The 14203-nt window shown below is 58.7% G+C and carries 14 protein-coding genes and 2 tRNA genes; 7 read left to right on the top strand and 9 right to left on the bottom strand.

The window, feature by feature from the left end; all coding sequences use genetic code 11:
• Nucleotides 1-71: 71 nt before the first annotated feature.
• The gene (locus MTP43_RS00980; protein WP_249234993.1) at nt 72-956 is read right to left on the bottom strand and encodes a LysR family transcriptional regulator; all 885 of its coding nucleotides are present in this window, start codon (nt 954-956) and stop codon (nt 72-74) included.
• Nucleotides 957-1203: 247 nt separating this feature from the next.
• Here MTP43_RS00980 and MTP43_RS00975 point away from each other — a divergent pair, with 247 nt between their 5' ends.
• Entirely contained in the window at nt 1204-1950 is a 747-nt protein-coding gene (locus MTP43_RS00975) for a TraX family protein (protein WP_005921689.1), read from the top strand.
• A gap of 301 nt (nt 1951-2251) precedes the next feature.
• Here the strand turns inward: MTP43_RS00975 and MTP43_RS00970 are convergent.
• Together MTP43_RS00970 and MTP43_RS00965 are read right to left on the bottom strand one after the other, a co-directional pair.
• Nucleotides 2252-2345: transfer RNA gene (locus MTP43_RS00970), tRNA-Ser, on the bottom strand.
• A gap of 33 nt (nt 2346-2378) precedes the next feature.
• Nucleotides 2379-2466, bottom strand: a tRNA-Ser gene (locus tag MTP43_RS00965).
• A gap of 230 nt (nt 2467-2696) precedes the next feature.
• On the opposite strand from MTP43_RS00965, the gene MTP43_RS00960 reads away from it, so the two are divergent.
• From MTP43_RS00960 to MTP43_RS00940, 5 genes are all read left to right on the top strand, one after another.
• The gene (locus MTP43_RS00960) at nt 2697-3329 is read left to right on the top strand and encodes a LexA family protein (RefSeq protein ID WP_015537218.1); all 633 of its coding nucleotides are present in this window, start codon (nt 2697-2699) and stop codon (nt 3327-3329) included.
• A 186-nt stretch (nt 3330-3515) separates the two neighbouring features.
• On the top strand, nt 3516-4874 hold the full coding sequence (locus MTP43_RS00955; RefSeq protein WP_015537217.1) for a putative DNA modification/repair radical SAM protein: 1359 nt from the start codon (nt 3516-3518) through the stop codon (nt 4872-4874).
• Nucleotides 4853-5653, top strand: coding sequence for a TIGR03915 family putative DNA repair protein (locus MTP43_RS00950; protein WP_113620682.1), 801 nt, complete (start codon nt 4853-4855; stop codon nt 5651-5653). Before MTP43_RS00955 ends, MTP43_RS00950 begins: the two co-directional genes overlap by 22 nt.
• Nucleotides 5650-6729 (top strand): hypothetical protein, encoded by a 1080-nt coding sequence (locus MTP43_RS00945; protein WP_113620681.1) that lies wholly within the window; start codon nt 5650-5652, stop codon nt 6727-6729. The genes MTP43_RS00950 and MTP43_RS00945 overlap by 4 nt, the downstream gene beginning before the upstream one ends.
• Before the next feature lie 50 nt (nt 6730-6779).
• Nucleotides 6780-6995: a DUF4130 domain-containing protein gene (locus MTP43_RS00940; protein ID WP_238057160.1), complete on the top strand. Its 216-nt coding sequence runs from the start codon at nt 6780-6782 to the stop codon at nt 6993-6995.
• Here the strand turns inward: MTP43_RS00940 and MTP43_RS00935 are convergent, their stop codons facing one another.
• Nucleotides 6996-7400, bottom strand: coding sequence for a helix-turn-helix domain-containing protein (locus MTP43_RS00935; RefSeq protein ID WP_005921678.1), 405 nt, complete (start codon nt 7398-7400; stop codon nt 6996-6998). It lies immediately after the preceding gene.
• A gap of 268 nt (nt 7401-7668) precedes the next feature.
• On the opposite strand from MTP43_RS00935, the gene MTP43_RS00930 reads away from it, so the two are divergent.
• The gene (locus MTP43_RS00930; RefSeq protein WP_055186307.1) at nt 7669-8145 is read left to right on the top strand and encodes a peptidylprolyl isomerase; all 477 of its coding nucleotides are present in this window, start codon (nt 7669-7671) and stop codon (nt 8143-8145) included.
• A 173-nt stretch (nt 8146-8318) separates the two neighbouring features.
• Here the strand turns inward: MTP43_RS00930 and MTP43_RS00925 are convergent, their stop codons facing one another.
• The 5 genes from MTP43_RS00925 to MTP43_RS00905 all read right to left on the bottom strand — a co-directional run bounded on the left by MTP43_RS00925 (nt 8319) and on the right by MTP43_RS00905 (nt 14179).
• On the bottom strand, nt 8319-9725 hold the full coding sequence (locus MTP43_RS00925) for an NAD(P)/FAD-dependent oxidoreductase (protein ID WP_005921675.1): 1407 nt from the start codon (nt 9723-9725) through the stop codon (nt 8319-8321).
• Nucleotides 9726-9812: 87 nt separating this feature from the next.
• Nucleotides 9813-10517: an HdeD family acid-resistance protein gene (locus MTP43_RS00920; RefSeq protein WP_112121809.1), complete on the bottom strand. Its 705-nt coding sequence runs from the start codon at nt 10515-10517 to the stop codon at nt 9813-9815.
• A gap of 46 nt (nt 10518-10563) precedes the next feature.
• Nucleotides 10564-11949, bottom strand: a complete 1386-nt coding sequence (locus tag MTP43_RS00915; protein ID WP_112121808.1) for an MATE family efflux transporter — start codon at nt 11947-11949, stop codon at nt 10564-10566.
• A 208-nt stretch (nt 11950-12157) separates the two neighbouring features.
• Entirely contained in the window at nt 12158-12760 is a 603-nt protein-coding gene (locus MTP43_RS00910) for a cytidylate kinase-like family protein (RefSeq protein WP_055186304.1), read from the bottom strand.
• A 39-nt stretch (nt 12761-12799) separates the two neighbouring features.
• Entirely contained in the window at nt 12800-14179 is a 1380-nt protein-coding gene (locus MTP43_RS00905; protein WP_249234992.1) for a hypothetical protein, read from the bottom strand.
• Nucleotides 14180-14203 lie beyond the last annotated feature (24 nt).

Genomic DNA, 14203 nt, shown 5'->3' with positions numbered 1-14203 from the left:
ACTTCTCCATAAAAAATCAACCGGGAAGCTCCGCAGAACTTCCCGGTTGACAGATACAAAAATATCCTTTATTACAGCGAAAGATCCAGTTCGTGGCAGTACTCCACGATGTGGTGGAACATCTGCTCCACGGCAGGAGCCATGGAGGTCGGGCGCTGCACGGCCAAGCCCACCACGCGGTACTCCTCCGGCTCGATGGGGTACACCTTGACGGCGGCCTTGCAATCCCGCAGCAGCATCTGCGGCATGATGGAGATGCCAAGCCCGGCCTCCACCATGGCGATATTGGACTGGTCGTCGATGACGTGGCAGCGGCGCTCGGTGCCGATTTTGTATTTCTTGAGGAACTGGCGCATCTCGGCGTCGGTGGCGTCACACTGCACCACAAAGCTCTGGCCGTTCATCAGCGCCGGGGTCATTACGCCGTCCTGCGGCTCCGGCCAGTCCTGCGGCACGATGCACAGCAGCGGCTCCCGGAACAGCTCGGTGAGGTTGAATTCCTCCCGGCAGGTGGAGGACAGGAAAGCGATATCCACCTGACCGGTGCGCAGCCATTCCTTGACATCATCGTAGGTGCCCTGATATACTTCGATCTCGATCTGCGGATAATGCGCCGCAAAGCTTTTCACCAGCCCGGGCAGCAGCGATGCACACACCGAGTTGAATACACCCAGCTTCACCTTGCCCTTTTCCAAGCCATTCAGGCGGGCGATGCTCTGCTTCAGCGCCTCGTCACTGTTGAGCACATCGCGGATAGAAGGATACAGGGAAGCGCCGTAACTGGTCATGGATACGCCGTTTTTGCCGCGGTTGAACAGGGCAAAGCCCAGCTCCTCCTCCATTACGGCAATGGCGTGACTGATGGCCGAGGGGGTCAGGTGCAGCTGCTGTGCCGCCTTGTTAAAGCTGCCCTGCCGGGCCACGGCATCAAAAATTTCGTAGGAAAAAAGCGTCATGCCCAAAGCCTCCTTCCGTCTTTACTGGTTCGGAGACGCCCGATTCTCTGTGAATCTTTTTCATCTTTCATTTGAGATAGTTCAATTATCTTCTTGATTGTACTATCCCGCGCCTTTTCTGTCAAGCATTTTGCCCCGATTTTTGCACGTTCTGTGCAGATTTTGCCGCGATTTTTGCAGGAAATGCCGCCTTTCCTCCGTTATAGTTCCTGTAACGATTTTTAACGACCTGAACGAGGTATTTTTTATGACCGCACTATCCCCGCGCCGCACTTTCAGCGGCACTGCTCTTAAAACCATTGCCTGCATCACCATGCTGGTGGACCACATCGGCGCGTCCTGCATCGAGGCAGGCATCCTTACGCCCGGGCTGGACGCCGGCACCCTCTCGCAGGACACCCTTTCCGCCTACCCACTGTACCGGCTGGACATGGTGCTGCGCTTCACCGGGCGGCTGGCCTTTCCCCTGTTCTGCTTTCTGCTGGTGGAGGGCTTTGTGCACACCCACAACGTCAAAGGCTACCTTGGGCGGCTGGTGCTGTTCGGCATTTTGAGCGAGGTACCCTTTGACCTTGCGTTCTTCCGCACCCCCTTTGACCCCAGTGCACAGAACGTTTACTGGACGCTGGCGCTGGGCGTGCTGGCTATGGCAGGGCTCAAGCGCTTTGAAAAGGAAAACGGCCTGCCCGGCTGGCAGGGGCTTGTGTGGGCGGGCGGGTGCGCCGCGCTGGCGCTGGCCGCCCGCACCGACTACAACGCCAGCGGCGTGATCATCATCTGCGCCCTGTACCTCACCCGTACAAACCGCAAGTGGCAGTGCCTTGCGGGCGCACTGCTGTTTATGTTCGAGCTCACCGCCCCGCTGGCCTTTGTGCTGGTCTGGTTCTACAACGGGCAGCGCGGTGCGTGCAGTCCATTGCAGAAAAAGGCCTTTTACTGGTTCTACCCGGTGCACCTGCTGGTGCTGGCAGGCATCACGAACCTGCTGCTGTAAAGCTTTTCCGGTTCAGCTGGCTCACCGCTGCAAGACGAGACAATCGGGAATGCCCTCCGCGTTGCTCTGGGCATATTCAGCGGAAAGATTATTTATAATTTTGGGGTTCTGAAAAGCCCGCGGAGCTTGTCGGGGCAAAGCCCCTCCATCTGCTTGCGCAGACCGCTCTGCCGCTTAAAAGCCCCACTGGGGCTTTCATTGCTGCGCAAACGCGGGCTTTTCAGAGCCCCTTTTTCACGAGTAAAAACGCTACAAAAAGGAAAATCCCCCGCAGTTTTCACGAAACTACGAGGGATTTTCTTGGCGGAGTAGGAGGGATTTGAACCCTCGCGCCGTTGTTTAGACGACCTACGCCCTTAGCAGGGGCGCCTCTTCGGCCTCTTGAGTACTACTCCAGAGCAAAGTGCATTACACTTATTCAATAAAAATGGCGGAGAGAGTGGGATTCGAACCCACGGTACGTTGCCGTACGGCAGTTTTCAAGACTGCTTCCTTAAACCACTCGGACATCTCTCCTTGTGGACACTCGCGTTACGCCGTGTCGAATGCCTATTTACTTTACCAGATTTGCGCCGTTCTGTCAAGCCCTTATGCAAATTTTTCTTTTTTCTGTACGATAGCTGCACAGCAGGCGCATTTATCACAACCTTTATTCGAAGTTTTTTTGGATTTTCTCTTTACAGAAACACCCTTTTGTTGTATAATAAAACCAACATAAACCACCCATTGGGAAAAGGAGCATCATCATGTCGTTTTCAGAGCTATTGAAGCAGTGCCGCAAAAAGCAGGGCGTCAGCCAAGCGGAGCTTGCCTCCAGACTGGGGGTCACCCAGCAGGCTGTCGGCAAGTGGGAAAGCGGCAAGTCCTCCCCCGACCCCTCCACCGTGGCCCGCATTGCGGAACTGTTGAACACCACGGCGGACTATCTGCTGGGGCTGTACCGCCCGGTCAGCAACGTTTCTGCCCCCGAGGAGCGCTTTTTCGGCAGCTATACCGAGAGCCTGATCCCGGTCATCGGCACGGTGAAGGCCGGTTACGGCGCACTGGCCTTTGAAGAGGACTACGGGCAGGAGTACGCCCGCGTGAAGGACCCCTCCAACTATTTTTATCTGGTGGTGCGCGGCGACAGCATGGAGCCCCGCATTCAGGATGGCGACCTTGCGCTGGTGCACAAGCAGGACACGCTGGAAAACGGCGATCTGGGCGTACTGATCTACGGCGACGAGGGCGAGGGCACCCTGAAGCGCTACATCCAGCGCGGCAACTGCGTGGTGCTGCAGCCCTTCAACCCCGCCTATCATGAAATGGTCATCAGGGGCGAGGACCTGAACCACCTGCACATTGCCGGCCGCGTGGTGGAGACCAAAGCCAAGTGGTAAGCCGGGCGATTTAAAATTTCGCTGCTGAAGGCTTCCCCCGGACGGGGGAAGGCTTTTGTTTCGGTAAGAGTTTGCTTTTTGTCAAAGACGTCCCCCTGTTTTTCATAAAGCCATCTGCTGTTTTGCGCATGGCTTTATTTTTTGACCCTTTTCCCCGGTTTTATCCCCTTTGGAGGTGCATTCTGCATGGAACAGACCCTGATGGACAAGCTGACCATTCTGGCGGACAGTGCCAAATATGACGTTGCCTGCACTTCCAGCGGGGCGTCCCGCACCGCGCGCCCGGGCACGGTGGGCAGCTGCTATGCCCCAGGCTGCTGCCACGCCTTTACCGCCGATGGCCGCTGCGTCAGCCTGCTCAAGGTGCTGATGACCAATTGCTGCTCCTTCGACTGTGGCTACTGCGTCAACCGCCGCTCCAACGATATCCCCCGCGCCACCTTTGCGCCCCGGGAGCTGGCAGAGCTGACCATGGAATTCTACCGCCGCAATTACATCGAGGGGCTGTTTTTGTCCAGCGCAGTGCTGGGCACCCCGGACTACACCACCGAGCGGATGCTGGCGGTGCTGCGGCTGCTGCGGGGCGAATACCGCTTTGGGGGCTATATCCACGCCAAGGCCATCCCGGGCACAAGCCCGGAACTTTTGCAGCAGCTGGGGTATCTGGCCGACCGTCTGAGCGTGAACGTGGAACTGCCCAGCGAGCGCAGCCTGAACCTGCTGGCCCCGGACAAGGGGCGGCATTCCATCTTCCGCCCCATGAAGCAGATCGCGGTATCCGGCGCCGCCAGCCGGGAGGAGCTTACCCTTTACCGTCACGCGCCCAAGTTTGCCCCCGCCGGGCAGAGCACCCAGATGATCGTAGGCGCTTCGCCGGAGACAGACTACCACATCTTAAAGCTGACCGAGGGGATGTACCAGAAGTACGGGCTGAAGCGGGTGTTCTACTCTGCTTACATCCCGGTAGCCGAGGACACCCGCTTGCCCGCGCTGGACACCAAGCCGCCTCTTCTGCGGGAGCACCGGCTGTATCAAGCAGACTGGCTGCTGCGGTTCTACCAGTTCGAGGCGGACGAAATTTTAGATAAGGATAACCCCAACTTCAACCCCTATCTGGACCCCAAATGCAACTGGGCGGTGCAGCACTATGGGCTGTTCCCGGTGGACGTGAACCGCGCCCCCTTCGAGATGCTGCTGCGGGTGCCGGGCATCGGCCCCAAAAGCGCCCGGCGCATCTGGCGCGCCCGCAAGCAGGCGGCGCTGGGGCTGGACGAGCTGAAACGCATGGGCGTGGTGCTCAAGCGGGCGCAGTACTTCATCACCTGCCGGGGCTTTTCCGGGGCGCACCCGGGGCGCGGCAGTGCCGGGCGGGAGCGCATTACCCGGGCACTCATCGACCCCAACGTATTCAGCGGCAGCTGCGAGCAGCTGAGCCTGTTCAGCCCGCCCGCCGTGGACAACCTCATCGGGCAGGGCGTGCCGCCCCGGACGGCTGTCCGCATGGTAAGGGAGGAGGCAGTGCAATGTCTTGCCAAGGCACTGTAAGCCCCAAGGGGGCGCGCAAGCTGCACGATGCCGACGTGGTCTACCTGTATGACGGCAGCTTTGAAGGTTTTCTGTGCTGCGTGTACGAAAGCTTTGCCCAGCACGAACTCCCCTTTGCGGTGTGGACGCCCCAGCGGGAAACGGCCACCCTCTACCCGGTCAAGGACATTGCCACCGACCCCGCCGTTGCCCGGCGGGTATTCGCCAGCTTTGGCAAAAAGCTGGGCGCAGAGACCGAGTACCTCGTCAGCCGGGATTTTCTCTCCGGGCAGGAGGACAAGGAGCTGCTGTTGCTCCGCTTTCTGCATCTGGCCTTTGCGCTGGGTCCGGGCACGGTCAAGCGGGAGGGGCATCCGGTGGTCGCGCCCCTCTACGCCATGAAAAAAAGTCTGGACTGGGAGGTAGACAAGTTTCAGGGCTTTGTGCGGTTCGAGGAGCACGATGGCATGCTGGGCGCGGTCATCCACCCCAAAAATTATATCCTCCCCCTGCTGCGCCCACACTTCTGCGGACGCTTCCCGGAGGAGGATTTCATGATCTATGATGCCGTCCATCAGGCGGTGCTGCTGCACGAGGGACACAAGACGCAGCTGCTGGAGTTGGCAGCGCCCTTGGAGCTGCCGCCGCCCAGTGCGCGGGAGCAACAATTTCAGGCGCTGTGGACGCAGTTCTACAAAACGCTGGAAATCAAAGCGCGCCACAACGAAAAAGGCCGCATGACCCATTGCCCCAAGCGCTTCTGGGGCGATATGGTGGAAATGAAGGAGAAATTACAATGAAAACAGGAAAAAAGACCGGACGTTGGAAATATGCCGTCCCCGTACTGATTCTGGTACTGATTTTGGCACTGCTGGGGCTGCTCTGGAACAATGTGAATAATACGAGCAACTCCACGGACGAAATCTACCTCTACGGAGAATGGCACAGCGATTCGCATATCTTGGATCGGGAACTTGAGATCTGGGGTGAATATTATAAAAAGGGAATGCGGGATCTGTTTGTAGAATACCCGTATACGGATGCACAGTTCCTCAACCTGTGGATGCAGGCAGACGATGACGAATTGCTGGATCAGCAGTTCAAAGACTGGGAGGGCACAGCAGGCGGCACCGAGATCGTAAAGAACTTTCTGAAGCAGATCAAGAAGACCTATCCAAAGACCGTGTTCCACGGCACCGATGTCGGCCATACCTGGCATAGTACCGGCCCTCGGTATCTGAAATATCTGAAATCCACCGGGCAGATGGACACCGAGGAGTATCAACGTGCCCTGCTGAATATTCAGCAGGGAAAGCGATATGCACGGATTTGTCAAACCAATGAAGAGGCGGCTGAACAGTACCGGGAAGATCGGATGGTGGAGAATTTCCAGCGCAGCTATCAGGAACTGGAAGAGACTCACCGCACCGATATCATGGGGATCTACGGGAATGCACATATTGTTAACACAGGCTATTTGAATGCCGAATATTATATGGCAAAGCAGCTGAAGGAGAGCTACGGGGAAAAGCTTCACACCACAGACCTGACGCAGGAACCGCAGCGGATCGACACGCTGGAAGTCAGCGGCAAAACCTACACAGCCTTCTATTATGGCGAACAGGATATCTCCGCGTTCACCGACTACAAGTCCCGGAAGTTCTGGCGGCTCGAGGACGCATACGAGGACTTCAAGGATCTACCGAAAATGCATGAGTTCCTGCCGTCTGACAATTACCCCGTCCGAATCGAGGCCGGGCAGGTGTTTGCCGTCGAATATCTGCTGTCGGACGGTTCGACCGAATGGCGGTATTACCGCTCGGACGGCACCGTGCAGGACGGCCAGCTCATCACAATGCGGATAAAAATGGAATAAACCAGCTTTCTGCCCCGGCAAAGGATTTTTAGCCGAATTTTTACAAAGCGGTGCTGCTGCACGAGGGGCGCAGCACCCGGCTGCTGGAGCTGGCAGCGCCCTTGGAGCTGCCACCGCCCAGCGCGCGGGAGCGGCAGTTTCAGGCGCTGTGGACGCAGTTCTACAAAACGCTGGAAATTCAGGCGCGCCACAACGAAAAAGGCCGCACGACCCATTGCCCCAAACGCTTCTGGGCGGATATGGTGGAGCTGCAGGGGGAGTTGTAATTATTTTTCCTGTGCTTCCAATGCGCTTTCCACGCCCTTGAGCAGATCCTCTGCCGGGATGCCGTACAGCCTTGCCAGTGCCATCAGGTTGGAGGTGTTCGGCTCCGAGGTGCCGTTCTCCCACTTGGACACCGCCTGACGGCTTACGCCGATAGTCTCAGCCACAAACTCCTGCGTCATCTTGCAGCGGGTGCGGTTCTCCTTGAGCATTTCAGAAAGCGACTTGCGCACGATCTTGACTTCCTCCGTGAGCTTCGGCGGCTTTTCCAGATTGCGGGCAATGCGCCAAAGCAGATAGAGTGCAGCCACGATGGCCACCGGCAGCAGCAGCCGCACAAGCATCGTCGCGATGCTCACCGTCTGGAGCGCTCTGAAAAAAAGGTTGGTCAGAAAATCACTTTTCATATTCGTTTCCTCCTTTGGAAGCTTTCTCTTGTGGTTTTTTGTGGCACGATTCTAGCACAAATGCCCGGTTGCGTCCACCAACCAGAGCGTAAACTCCGGTTGCGGCGCACATTTTCAGCCTATTTGGGCAGATAATTCACAAAAACGTTGCATCTGCATCGTTGCAACGGGCAAAACCTATGGTATACTATAAGGGATATCCGGGCAGGCATTTCTGCCCCCCAACACCCCCGCTGCGGGGTCAACACAAAAGGAGTATTGTAGCGTTATGGTTCGCATTACTATGGAAGACGGCGGCATCATCGACATCGAGCTGAACGAGGAAGTTGCCCCCATCACCTGTGAGAATTTCAAAAAGCTGGTCAAGGAAGGCTTTTACAACGGCCTGACCTTCCACCGTGTCATCCCCGGCTTTATGATCCAGGGCGGCTGCCCGCTGGGCACCGGCACCGGCGGCCCGGGCTGGAACATCAAGGGCGAGTTTGCCGCTAACGGCGTCAACAACCCCCTCAAGCACACCCGCGGCGTGATCAGCATGGCCCGCAGCATGAACCCCAACAGCGCAGGCAGCCAGTTCTTCATCATGCATCAGGATGCCCCTCATCTGGACGGCCAGTACGCCGCCTTCGGCAAGGTGGTTGCCGGCATGGACGTTGTGGATAAGATCGCTGCTGTCCGCACCGACTGGAACGACAAGCCCACCACCCCGGTCAAGATGAAGACCGTGGAGCTCATCGAGGGCTAATTTTAAATGCAAAATAGCGGAACACCCTGCGGGTGTTCCGCTATTTTTTTGCAAAAAACTCTCTGTGAAAAGGGTGCCCCGGAGCGTCCGCAGACGCTCCGGGGCACTGAAATAAAAAATCAAATTCCTTGGAGCATGGCCAAAGCGCACGCGGCGGCCATTTCAAATCGTTTTCAGCAGCCTTCTTTTTCAGCCAGCTTGCGGCCCATGAGCACGCCCATGACCGAAGCCATCATCAGGCCGCGCGTCCAGCCGGAGGAGTCGCCCAAGCAGTGCAGACCCTGAATGTTGGTGTCGAGGTTCTCGTCCATCTTCACCTTGTTGGAGTAGAACTTCAGCTCCGGGCTGTACAGCAGGGTCTCGTTGGCGGCAAAGCCGGGCACCACCATATCCAGCATCTTGATGAACTCGATGATATTGGTCATGGCGCGGTAGGGCATGGCGGCGGTGATATCACCGGCCACGGCATCCTTCAACGTGGGCTTCACGTTGGACTGTGCCAGTTCCTTCTGCCAAGTGCGCTTGCCATCCAGAATATCGCCGTAGCGCTGCACCATGATGTGGCCTGCGCCCAGCATATTGGTCAGCTCGCCCACCTTCTGGGCGTAGGCGATGGGCTGGTTGAAGGGCTCGGTAAAGTTGTGGGACACCAGAATGGCAAGGTTGGTGTTCGGGCTCTTCTTTTCCTTGAAGCTGTGGCCGTTGACCACTGCAAGGTCGTTGTCGTAGTTTTCCTGCGCCACAAAGCCGCCGGGGTTCTGGCAGAAGGTGCGCACCTTGTTCTTCCACGGCTTCGGGTAGCCGATGAGCTTGGACTCATACAGCACCTTGTTCACCTTTTCCATCACCTCATTGCGGCACTCCACACGCACACCGATGTCCACCGTGCCGGGCTTGTGGGCAATGTGGTGCTCTGCGCAGAGCTTTTCCAGCCAGTCTGCGCCGCGGCGTCCGGTGCCGATGACCACCTCGTCCGCGTACACAGGCAGCAGGCTGTCGCCATCCTTCAGCAGCACGCCCTTGCAGCCTTCCTCTTCCAGAATGATGTTCTCGCATTCGGTATTGAAGCGCATCTCCACGCCGTTATCCGCCAGATAGTTCTGGATGGCCAGATACAGCTCCTGTGCCTTCTCGGTACCCAGATGGCGGATGGGGCAGTCCACCAGCTTCAGACCCGCATGGATGGCGTTTTTGCGGATTTCCTTGATGTCCTCACCGGTGTAGATGCCCTCCACATGGGGGTCGGCGCCGAACTCCAGATAGATCTTATCGGTGTAGTCGATGAGCTCCTGCGCAAACTCCTCCCCGATGAGGGTGGGCAGGTCGCCGCCCACCTCATAGGACAGGCTCAGCTTGCCGTCCGAGAACGCGCCCGCACCGGAAAAGCCGGTGGTGATGGCGCAGGTGGGGCGGCAGTTGACGCAGTGGCCTACCTCTGCCTTGGGGCAGTGGCGCTTTTCCACCGGCTTGCCCTTTTCCACCAGCAGCATCTTCTTTTTGCTGCCGTGGCGCAGCAGCTCCACAGCGGTAAAGATGCCGGCAGGGCCCGCACCCACAATGATCAGATCGTACTTTTCCATGATTTTGTTCCTTTTTCCTTTTCTTGATAATTGGTGTAGAATCCTCTCAGTCAACGCCTGACGGCGTTGACTGAGAGGATTTATTCCTTACTCCTGCTTCTCCTGCTCCACGGTGGCGCTCTCGTCCACATGGTCCAGTTCTACGGCAGTGGCTTCTGCATCGGTGCGGGTCACGTCCGGGGCGACGACGCCGTCCCCGTTCAGATCCTCACCGGTGATGGATTCCAGCACAGACTGGGTCTCCGGGTGCAGCTTGGCAAAGCGGCGCACCGCCAACACGGTGTACAGAGCGCTGAGCAGGTTGATGGCACCCTCTACGATCAGGATGACGCCGATGGCCATCACCAGCGTTTCCATGGCACCGAAGGGGTTTGCGATCAGGATGACGCCCAGCACCACGCTGAGCACCGGCAGCAGCAGAAAGCCCTTCCAGCTGTCGTAGCCGCAGCGGCGCAGGTCCAAAGCATTCTGCACCCGGCCAATGGCGTCAAAGATGACGAACAGGCCGAACACGATGGGCAGGATACTTACCACGATATCGCTGCGCAGCAGCAGAAAAACACCCAGTGCAAGGCAGATAAGGCCGGAGATCAGGGTAAGCTGGCTCTGGAACACCCCGCGCTCCACCACAAAGTAGCGGATCAGCTGCACCGCTGCGCAGGCCAGCACTACGCCGCCCAGCGCGTAGCAGACGATGTTCAGCGCCGTGCCGGGCTTCATGACCAGAAAAATGCCCAGCCCGACATACAGCAGGCTCATGAGGATCAGGTTCCACTTCAGCTTTTTTACCATAGAGATCACGTTCCTTTCGTTTGCAGGGCCGCTGCCCGCACCCGGGTCAGTGGTACAGGGGTGCGATGGTGGTCTTGTTGATACGGGCATAGAAGGCCAGACTCATCAGGATGCTGACAAATTCCGCAATGAGGAAGGCCCACCAGACATTGTTGACACTGCCGGTCTGTGCCAGCAGCCACGCTGCCGGCAGCAGCACGAACAGCTGGCGGCAGACCGAAACGATGAGGCTGAAGACGCCGTTGCCCAGCGCCTGAAAGACCGAGCTGAGCACGATGCTGACGCCCGCCAGCAGGAAATGCAGGCAGATGATGCGCATGGCCGGGATGCCGATGGCCAGCATGGCGTCGCTGGCGGCAAAGATGCTCAGCACCTGCCGGGGTGCGAACTGGAAGATGCAGAAGCCTGCCAGCATGATGCCCTCGGCGTAGCACACCGCCAGCTTGATGGTCTTTTTCACACGGTTCGGTCTGCGGGCACCGTAGTTGTAGCTGATGATGGGCACCATGCCGTTGTTCAGGCCGAAAATGGGCATAAACACAAAGCTTTGCAGCTTGAAGTAGACGCCGAACACCGCCACCGCCGTAGCGGAGAAGGCCATCAGGATCAGGTTCATGCCAAAGGTCATCAGGCTGCCCACACACTGCATGGCGATGCTGGGCAGACCCACGGTGTAGATGCGGCCAATGGCCTTGGCGCTGGGACGGAAGCCTTTGAAGCTGATCTGGATATCCGGGTTTTTGCGGGTGTTGAAGTACAACGTCATGCCTGCACCGCAGAACTGGCCGATGACCGTAGCCACCGCTGCGCCGGTGGTGCCGGACAGCGCCTCGCCGCAGTAGCCGAAGATGAAGATGGGGTCCAGAATGATGTTCACCACAGCGCCCACCAGCTGGCTGATCATGCTCAGATAGGTGCGGCCGGTAGCCGCCAGCAGCTTTTCGCCCATGGTCTGGGTGAACAGACCCAGACTGAAGATGCAGCACACCGACAGATACCGGATGCCCTGCTGCGCGATGACGGAGTCACTGGTCTGGGCGTAGAAGTAGGGCTTCATGCAGGTAAGGCCGATGACAAAAAACACTGCAAAGCTGCACAGGGAAAGAAAGATGCCGTTTTCTGCGGTGGCGTTGGCGCGGCTCTGGTTCTTTTCGCCAAGGCTCTTGCTCAGCAGGGCGTTCACGCCCACACCGGTGCCCACGCCCACGGCGATCATGACATTCTGCAATGAAAAGGCCAGCGATACGGCGGTAAGAGCGCTCTCGCTGACATGAGACACGAACACCGAGTCCACCACGTTGTACAGCGCCTGCACCAGCATGGAGATCATCATCGGGATGCTGAGTTTCAGCAAAAGGGGGTTGATCTCCATGGTGCCCATGATGTTTTCCCGCACCTCGGCGGGTGCGGTCTGCGATTGATTTGTTTTCACGATTTCTCCTTTTGAACACTTGGGATAGGGGATGCTGCGGCATGGATATCACTCTCAGTCAACGCCGCAGCCACTAAAGCCTTTCCCCCAAGGGGGGAAGCCTTCAGAAGGTATACGCTCTGTAAGAACTTCCCTTGCCGGAAACGTGGGCAGGGCGCAGAAGCGCCCTGCCCACGTTCTGTCGTTGTTTATTGGGTCTGGCTGGGGGTCACAGCGTCTTTTCCTTGGCGGCAGCTGCGTCTAAGATCATCTTTACGCAGGTCTCGCGGCCAAGGGCAGCGTTGATGGCCAGATCGTAGTTATGGGCATCGCCCCAGCGGTTCTGGGTGTAGTAGTTGTAGTAGGCCGAGCGGTTGCGGTCGGTCTTTTCCACCTCGTCCTTGATGCCCTTTTCGTCCTTGGCCTTTACCAAGGGGTTGGTCTTGGCGTACTGCAAGCGCCACTCCTTGGGTGCATACACGAACACCCGCAGCACGTCCTTGCGCTCCCGCAGGACGTAGTCACCGCAGCGGCCAAGGATCACGCAGGGGCCTTCCTCGGCCAGCTGCTTGATGATACGGCTCTGCAGAATGAACACCTGATCGCCCAGCGGCAGCTCGTTGCCCATGGTGTACAGGCTGTACAGCAGGCTGTGGGTGTGCCGTTTCTCGCTGGCGGCAACAGCCTCCTCCGATAAGCCGGAGTTCTTTGCTGCCATGGTGATCAGCTCCTTGTCGTAAAGCTTGATGCCCAGCGCATTTGCCACGTCCTCTGCGATGTAGCGTCCGCCGGTGCAGTACTCACGGCCCAAAGTGATGATCGTCTTTGCCATAATGTGTTCCTCCTGTTTCATATATCGCCCTGAAAAAGCTTACGGCTGTGCCGGGGCGTCCCCGGTCTGGCCATTGGCTTTGGGTTCTGTGCTTGCAGGTACAGGCTTCGGCTTCGGCAGCCGTACCTCTGCTACCCGCATGGTGCCGGTCTGGTCCACTGCATACACGCTGCAGCGCCCGCCTGCGGCCAGCAGCTCCGGCGGGAACTGTACCCCGCCGTCCTCGGTGCGGGTACAGCGCAAAAAGGTGCGGTGAGCGGTGGTGGCGTGCGCCACGCCGTCGTGGGGCGCGCAGGCGATCCAGCCGGAAAAATCCTCCGGCAGGTCTGCGGGCTCTCCCCGCCGCTCAAAGTAGTAAACGCCCGGCTGGGTGCCGGCGCGCAGCTCGCACCGCAGCCGCCGGGGACGGTCGGCCTCAGTCTCCCGCTGCTTTGGCCGCAGGGCAATGGCCTTGCCGGTAAAGTAACGCATAAAATCCACCAGCGCCATGGTGCAGTTCACTGCGCCGTCGGTATCGGCGGTGGGGTCGTTCAGCAGCACAAAATCTGCCATCACGGCGTCATCGTGGCCAAAACCGTGCAGCCCCATCCACAGCCGCACCGGGTCGCGCTGACCGCGCACCCGTCGCTCCACCTGCACCGCTACCGAGCAGCCGTCGTGGATCTGCTCCCGCAGGTCAGCAAGGTCCATCCATGCCTGCCAGCAGGGGTAGCCGCAGCAGCCTGCGGCGGCCGCCGCAAAGGCGGTGTTGCCGGTGCTGCGGGTGCTGCCGTCCTCCATGGCGTAGGCCACTTCTTCCGGCAGGATATCTTCGCCCCAGCGGTTCATCAGCGCCGCCATGACCAGCGGCAGATCCATCTCCCGCCCAAAGCTGGGGTCATGGGCGGAAAGGCAGTATTCCGGCAGATAGAGCCGCCGGTTCAGCGCATGGCCGTTGTGCTTTTCCCACGCAAGAGGACGCACCGCCGCCGCCAGCAGACGCACCGCCGGGGTAACTTTATCGTTGTTGGTGGAAAGGTTCACCTGCAATTGTACGCCGGTGCCGCCGCCCGGGGCGGCTACCGTGACGGTATCGCCCATCAAAAAGATCATGCCGTCCTCGCTCTGGCTGGACACGCTACACCGGGGGTAATCCGGCGCCCACTTGCCAAAGCTCATCCAGGCTGTCCACGCCCCTGCTGCGTACACCCGGCAGCGCACCTCCACCATGGTGTCCCGGGGTGCATGGGCGTTCCAGCTGACGTTCAGGTTGCAGAACGCCGGCATGGCAAACTCCGGGGTGGTGTAGCTACCGTACAAAAGGCTACGCCCGGCCACGCTGTCCAGCACCAGTGCGCCGTTTTCCAGCGCAAGGTTGTCCAGCTGCCCGCGGGAAAAGGTCTCTGTCCCCTGCAGCACAAGATTATTCCGTTGTTCCATGGGACATCGCTCCTTTCCGTAGTT

The organism is Faecalibacterium sp. IP-1-18, from assembly GCF_023347355.1.
GTDB lineage: Bacteria > Bacillota > Clostridia > Oscillospirales > Ruminococcaceae > Faecalibacterium > Faecalibacterium prausnitzii.
Note: the sequence above shows the minus strand (reverse complement) of the source record. Positions and strands in the feature narration are given on the sequence as shown.

Bases quoted from the DNA above. Each gene is read 5' to 3' on its own strand.
- MTP43_RS00980 (WP_249234993.1), bottom strand. From the start codon at position 956: ATGACGCTTTTTTCCTACGAAATTTTTGATGCCGTGGCCCGGCAGGGC.
- MTP43_RS00975 (WP_005921689.1), top strand. From the start codon at position 1,204: ATGACCGCACTATCCCCGCGCCGCACTTTCAGCGGCACTGCTCTTAAA.
- MTP43_RS00960 (WP_015537218.1), top strand. From the start codon at position 2,697: ATGTCGTTTTCAGAGCTATTGAAGCAGTGCCGCAAAAAGCAGGGCGTC.
- MTP43_RS00955 (WP_015537217.1), top strand. From the start codon at position 3,516: ATGGAACAGACCCTGATGGACAAGCTGACCATTCTGGCGGACAGTGCC.
- MTP43_RS00950 (WP_113620682.1), top strand. From the start codon at position 4,853: ATGTCTTGCCAAGGCACTGTAAGCCCCAAGGGGGCGCGCAAGCTGCAC.
- MTP43_RS00945 (WP_113620681.1), top strand. From the start codon at position 5,650: ATGAAAACAGGAAAAAAGACCGGACGTTGGAAATATGCCGTCCCCGTA.
- MTP43_RS00935 (WP_005921678.1), bottom strand. From the start codon at position 7,400: ATGAAAAGTGATTTTCTGACCAACCTTTTTTTCAGAGCGCTCCAGACG.
- MTP43_RS00930 (WP_055186307.1), top strand. From the start codon at position 7,669: ATGGTTCGCATTACTATGGAAGACGGCGGCATCATCGACATCGAGCTG.
- MTP43_RS00925 (WP_005921675.1), bottom strand. From the start codon at position 9,725: ATGGAAAAGTACGATCTGATCATTGTGGGTGCGGGCCCTGCCGGCATC.
- MTP43_RS00920 (WP_112121809.1), bottom strand. From the start codon at position 10,517: ATGGTAAAAAAGCTGAAGTGGAACCTGATCCTCATGAGCCTGCTGTAT.
- MTP43_RS00910 (WP_055186304.1), bottom strand. From the start codon at position 12,760: ATGGCAAAGACGATCATCACTTTGGGCCGTGAGTACTGCACCGGCGGA.
- MTP43_RS00905 (WP_249234992.1), bottom strand. From the start codon at position 14,179: ATGGAACAACGGAATAATCTTGTGCTGCAGGGGACAGAGACCTTTTCC.